This is a genomic window from Streptomyces tremellae, from assembly GCF_039540215.1.
Classification (GTDB): domain Bacteria; phylum Actinomycetota; class Actinomycetes; order Streptomycetales; family Streptomycetaceae; genus Streptomyces; species Streptomyces tremellae.
Genome location: NZ_BAABEP010000118.1, coordinates 1 through 6936, shown reverse-complemented (window position 1 = coordinate 6936; position 6936 = coordinate 1). Strand labels below are relative to the sequence as shown.

Below are 6936 nucleotides of genomic sequence, written 5' to 3'. Positions count from 1 at the left end.
CTACTTGGCCAAGGACCATCCGACCGTGCTGGGGCTGAGCCGCCCGGAGGCGTTCCTCCACGAGACGCAGCCGGTCCAGGACGAGCAGGGCACCCGGGAGGCCACCGGGACGCGGGAGGAGGCCGCGCCCGAGACCCAGGCACCACCCAGGCCCTCGCTGCTCCAGGACTTCACACAGCGGGTGCTGCGGACCGCGGCAGAGAAATACCCGGAGATGGTCGCGCCGCTCGAAGACTTCGGCGAGCCCGCGGACTCCCGGTGGACCAGCCGCGAGCACTACCGCATGGCGCTCCAGAACACCCTGAACGTCGTCAACACGCTGTCCCACCACAGCATGGCGGGCAACCTGGAGACCCTCGTCACCACCGGCGTCCGCATCGACCTGGTCGGCCCCGGGCGCGTCCACAGGTCCCACCGCTACCTGTGGATCGACGGCGCCCTCACCGACCGCCGCTACGAGGGCACGCAGAACGACCTGCACGTGCGTACCAGCGCGCCGGGCACCCGGCGCGTAGACGGCATGCGCAACGTCGTCCGCGGCTATGAGGGCGGCGTCGAGGGCTCCCTCGCCGTGCGTGACTCCGTGCACGACGTCGTCGCCAGGCCGGAGAACATCGGCACGCTCCAGGTCGGCCCGCGCTGGGGCCGGCAGACCGGGCACAGGACCGGCTACGGCTCCACCGCCTCGTTCGAGGGGCTCAGCAGCAGTACCTCCCCGTCGCATCTGCACAGCTACAAGCTGGAGTTGACCGCTTCGACCGGCGGCTACCGCCGCTTCAGGCACCTGTGGCGCGGCACGGTCTCCCTCGGCGTGCTCGGCACGCAGATGTTCGTGCGCGACGAGCCGCGCACCGACCTCGTCGGCGGCACGGCCGGCGAACCTGTCACCGGCCGGGTGCTGCTCTCCGTGGCGTCCGAGCACACCCCGGCGACCGACCCGCACACCGCCACGGCCGACACCCGCACGCCCACCGTGACGCCGCTCACCACGGCGGAGGCGAAGGCCCTCGTCACGGGCGACCTGCTGGGCGCGCCCCCGCAGGCGCCCAACCGCTTCGGCGACTTCCCCGTCCACACGGTCAGCGTCGGCGCGCACCGCGAACTCGTCGACGGCGCCGAGCAGATCATGCAGCAGGTGTCGGGTGACTCGTGGTTCTTCAGGCAGCAGGGCGCGCCCGCGCACGAGGCGATCGTGCGCTCGCTCCAGGCGCAGCCGCTCACCGCCGACTTCGACCAGCTCTCCGCGCCCGCGGGCAGTCGCATCAACGGCCTGTTCGGGCAGGGGCCCTACCTGAACAGGCTCGGCGCCCTGGTGCACCGGCTCGGCGTCGGGAATCTGCGGGTCGCGTCCAAGCCCGTGAAGATCGACACGGAGCAGAACCTCGGCTCGGACACCACCGCGTCGGGCGCCACCACCACGACGCACACCTTCACCCTCGCGATGGCGGGCAACGCCGTCCACACGCACGACGGCTCGCCCAGCGTCGCGGGCACCTACGGCGCGCTCGGCCGCGTCGGCAGCACCCACGGCGTGACGAAGACCGTGAACAGGACGGTCACCAGCGACATCAACCCCGTCGACACCCACCACAAGGTGCTCGTCGTCGGCGACACCGAGCACGAGATCGCCGGCACGGTGCGCGGCGACGGCCTGCTCGCGCCGGTGCACGCGCTCGCCACCCGGCTGCGTACGGCGTGGGCGGGCAAGCGGTTCACCTTCCACAACGACTGGGTGGGCCACATCACGGAGAAGGCCGCGCACCGGCTCGGGCTGCTGCGCGACGGGGCCGGTGAGGTGCCGCGCTACACCGAGCAGGAGTGGCGGCTGCCGCAGTGGTGGCAGGACAGCCCGTTCGGCGCGTACCCCGTCAACTCCCTCGACGCGGCGAAGGTCGTCGCGGAGTTCACCAAGAAGCTGGAGGACGTGGGCGCCGACGCGGCCACCCGCGACGACGCGTGGTCCCGCACCTCGCCGCGCCCGCTGCGCGCCCTGTACGGGCGGCTGCTGTCCGGCGGTACCGAGACCCGGGGCAGGATCGGCGGTCCCGGCTTCGGCGCCGTCAGGATCGGCGGCCGAACCCGCCCCGTCAGCGTCGAACTGATCAAGGGTGAGGCCGAGTTCGACGGCCTCGGGCACAGCACGGCCTTCAAGGACGGCCGCCACGCGACCGAGACCACCGAGACGACGCGCACCGACGCGAAGATCAAGGCGCTCGGCGTCCAGCTCGGGGAGGCCGTGCGCACCGGCGACGAGATCGCGAGCGCGGCAGGGCCCACCTACTCCGAGCTCGGCTCCAGCACGCAGCAGGTCGCGTCGGGCAGTTCCACGGCGCGGATGAAGAACACGGTCTTCTACACCAACGAGCCGCACGCCGAGTACCTCACCCCCTACCGGCTCAGGCTCACCCTCGACCTCGGTGACGGCAGGAAGATCACCGCCGAGGGCGATGTCGGCGCGCTGCGCGAGCAGGTGCCGCTGAGCCTGACCGTGCCCGCCGAGCCCCGCACGCAGGCCCCCGCGACGGAGACGGTGGAAGCGGTGGGCACGGCGCCCGCGGCGGACACCGCCGCCCCGGCGTCCGCGGCGGACGCGGTGGACGCGGTGGAGCCGGCCGCCGGGCACCAGGGCACGGAACAGGCCAGGCGCGAGGACACGGAACGGCCCGTGCTGCCGGACCCGTTGGCGGGTACGGACACGGACGGCTGGGGCGCGGACGTCGAGCGGGCACTCGACGAGGCCCGCAAGCGTGTCGAGGCGGACGACACCCCCGCGGCGGGCACGGACACGGCCACGCCCGCCGTGGACACCGCGGCCACCGACGGGCACACAGCCCAGGACGAGGACGCCGACTCCGTCCCGGCCGAGGGCACGACCCCCGCCGTGGACCCGCTGGACACGCCGCAGTTGGCGGCGCCCGCCCCGAGCGCCACGGTGTGGAGCCCCCGCGAGGTCACCCAGGAGGCCATCGACCGGTGGCGCGCTACCGCGCACCCGGACGGCACACAGAAGCCGTTCACCGTCCCCGACGTGGGCTTCCACGTCCGCCAGGTGGTCGGCCTCGCCAACCTGCGGGCGGCGGGTGACCTGGCGGTGGCGAAGGCGTACGGCACGTCGCTCGGTTCCGCGGTGCGCGGCGGCGGGCACCTGGAGGGCGAGACGCTGGAGCGCGCGCTCGCCAAGGCGCACGACTCGGGCCTCACCAGGCCCGGCACGGCGTCGTCGCTCGCGCTGCACGACGGCACGACGGCCGAGTCGCTCGCCGCCTTCTTCGACGACACCGCGCGGCAGGACGGCTACCAGGTCGCGGGCCTCTCGGAGGACACCTTCGCGGGCGGCGCCGAGGGCGCCTACCGCCTCTACTCGCGGCCGGACCTCCAGGGCGCGCAGCTGCTCGCCGTCGCGCCGGACGCCAGCATGGAGAGCGCGGAGCGCTCCACGGCGTCCACCGACACGTCCGTGACCCGCAGCGGCGCCCAGCAGCCGATCCTCGGCGGCGGCCCGGTGCTCGCCAGCGGCGACCCGGGCCGGGCCCAGCCCGGTGTGCAGGGCGCCGACGCCACCGCGACCGAGGCCGACAGCAGGCGGCAGGGCGGTGCGGAGGCCGGGCAGGTCACCCTCAAGCCCACCGCGGCCAAGGCGTTCCTGTTCGCGGTTCCGACGAAGTGGCTGGGTGTCGCGGACGTGCACCGCACGTTCAAGGACGGTGCGGTGGGTTCGTGGATGTCGCGGAACCTGGGCCCGTTCGGTCCTGTGAAGCCGGGCCCGCAGGCCGTGGAGTCCGACACGCACGTCCTGGCGTGGGTGCGGGAGGATGTCGCCCGCGAGCTCGGCCTCGTCGACGACACCACCTTCCCCCAGGGCGTCGCGGACGCCTGGGCCGCGGTGAAGAAGGCGGGCGACGCATGGGTCGCCGCCGACAACGCGTACTGGAAGACCCGGCGCGGCCTGCCCGAACTCGGCGAGCGGCGCGACGCGTTCGAGAGCGACCTGCGGGCGGCGAGGCAGGCGCTCGCCGACGCGTTCGCCAGGCGGCACGCGCCGGACACGGCGCTCGACACCCTGGGGCGCGCCGCCGACGACACGGCACTCGACACCGCGGGGCGGGAGGACGCGGCGGCCGAGCGGGCCGCCGCCGTGCGGGAGGCGGTCGCCAGGGTGCGCTCCGCGCGCGCCCTGTTCGACGGTGCCGTCCGCGCAGTGGACGCCGCGCACGCGTCCCTCGCGGGCGCGGAGGCCAAGGCGAAGGCGGCCGCGGCCGAGTTCCACCGGGTCCGCGCGGGCGCGGACCGGCTCACCCGCTGGCACCGGCTGCCTGACGGCGTGCGCGCGACCGTGCCCGAGCCCGCGGCCGTGACCTACACGGCGCCGCCGAAGGCCGCGGCCGGTACGGCGCCCGGCGGCCCGCGCTACGCGGTCGAGCCCGGCACCGACGACATGCCGTCCCGCCTGACCGCGCCGGACGGCACCACGTACACCGTGCACGACGTGCCGCGCGACGGCGACGGATTCTTCCGCTCGTTCGCCGCGGGGCTCGACCACCTCGCCCCCGGCCTGCTGGCCGACCGCGTGCCGGTGGGCGACGTGCGGGAGACCAACGAGGCGCTGCGGCACCTCCTCGCCGACCAGCTCGGCGAGGAGGAGAACGCGGACCTGCTGGACTTCGCCGCGCCCGACACCCGGGACGCCTTCACGCCCGAGGAGGCGGCGGCCGCCGGCCTCCGCTTCGGCGAAGGGAGCCCGCAGCAGCGGGAGTTCGCCGCCACAGGCCGGATGCCGCTGCACGAGGTTCTGCCGCGGGACGCCCGCGCCGCGCTCGCCGCGGCCCAACTGCGCAGGCCCGCCGCGGACGAAGGGAGCTGGGACCACGGTGCCGCCGACCTGCTGCCCGCGCTCGCCGCGCGCACCTTCGGCGTCAGGGTCACGGTCGTACGGGACGGCGGGACGTTCGGGGAGTTCCTGCCCGAGGGCTCGAACGGCGGCGAACTGCCGCACGTCGTTCTGCACGTGGCCGACCGGCACTACAGCCCGGCCCTGTCGGAGACCGCGCGGGACGCCGGTCTCGGCCACGGCCCGCGCACGGCCGCCGGCCGCGGGTCCGGTGGCCGTACGGCCAGGGAGGGCGACCTCGCCGCCCTCGCGCGCACCGCCACCGAAGCGCGCACCCCGGCGGCCGGGACGCGCGAGGCGCACCTGGCGGCCATCGACACCCCGCAGGCCGGGACGGTGACGCCCCGCGACACGGTGCCGCCCGGCGAGACCGCCGCGACCCACGACGCCCCGGAAGCCCGCGAGACCCGCGAGACCGGTGAGACCGGTGAGACCCGCGAGACCGGTGAGACCCGCGAGACCGGTGAGATCGCCGACACTCGCGGGACCGCCGCGACCGACACCGTGGCGACCGGGACGGCGCCCGACGAGACCGCCCCCGCCCACGAGACCACGACGACCGGGGCGCCGCCGCGGCTCCGGGTGCACTTCGAGGACGGCTCCGTGCCGGGCGGCTCGCTCGCCACGCCCGTCAGGGAGGCGCTCGCGCCCTCGCGGCACACCACGGTCGAGGCCAGCCTCGACACGTACCGCAGGCCGCGGATCGACCGGACGATGGTGCCGCCGCCGCGCAACGGGCGGGTCGTGACGTTCGAGGACGGCACGCGGCTGCCGACGTACCTCACCGGCGACGGCACCGACACCGGCCGCTTCGGCACGTACGGCGACGGCAGGGTCACCCTGCGCGGGACCCGCCAGGTCGTCGCCGAGATCGGGGAGCGCCTCGCCCTGACGCACGAAGGCCCGGAGGACCAGGCCAGGCTGCTCGACAACCTGCGGCGCGCGCTGCGCGACACACCGTGGCGGTTCCACGGCGAGGGCTACCGCTCGCTCGGCTTCAAGGACGCCGCGGGCCGCACCAGGCACCTGCGGGTGACGACCCGCCCGCACAACACGTGGGAGCGGTTCGACGACGCGTTCGGCGCGCCGTTCACCTTCGACACCGTGCAGCGCAGCCAGGTCACCACCGGCGCGGGCGCGTCGCAGACGACGAGCCGCAGGATCGCGCCCGCCGTCTCGCTCGGCCCGGCGTCCGGCATCGCCGCGTACGGGCGGATCGCCGGCGCGGTCGGCCACTCCCGCACGTACGACTACGGGATGCAGAACCAGACGCTCAGCCAGGCCGAGACCCGCACGGCGGAGCCGTCGAGCCTCTACCTGGACGACGTGCAGTACGAGGTGCGCGTCGAGGGCGGGGACGACACCGCGGCGACCGCGCAGGACCGTCCCGGCACGGTCGGCGCGCCGCCCGACCACTTCACCTTCGGTGTGCGGGGCGGCCTGACCGTGCGGCTCCTGGAGAGCGAGACCAGGCAGGGCGCCGAGCACCCGGGCCAGGCGCCGCGCGAGATGACGATCGACCCGGACGCGGCCTACCGACTCGTGCACACTGAGGGCTTCGGCCCCGTGCGGGAGATCAGGGACTGGGCGCTCAAGCGCGTGCACGCCGCCCCCGACACGTCGGCACACGAGGAGATCAGCGGGTTCTTCACCACGGAGAACTTCCACCGCATGGCGGACCGGCTCGCCCACGGCCTCGTCACGACACGGCAGTTGACGCGGGACGACAACGACCGCACTCCGATGGGCGCGTTCGTCGTCGACCGCGTCGTGCCGGGCAAGGCGAGGCTGCTGACCGGCACGGCCGCCTCCGAGATGCGGGTGACCGTGCAGCAGACGCTCAGGAACGAGCGCACGCTGTCGAAGACGTACACGCAGGAGATCAGCGCCGCCGTCGGACCGAGCTTCGACATCGCGTCGTTCTTCGGCCCCGCGGCCGGACTGCGGGCGATGATCGGTGCCGTCGGACGCTACGTGCGCTCGACCGTGCACAGCACGGTGTTCGGCGGTTCCGCGGGGCGCAAGCTGGTCGGGCAGGCCAAGAAGGT

The 6936-nt window shown here is 74.8% G+C and carries 1 pseudogene; it reads left to right on the top strand.

Annotation, left to right across the window (positions count from 1 at the left end):
- Positions 1-25: 25 nt before the first annotated feature.
- A pseudogene (locus tag ABEA77_RS33325) lies at positions 26-6936 on the top strand (hypothetical protein); the annotation flags it as partial.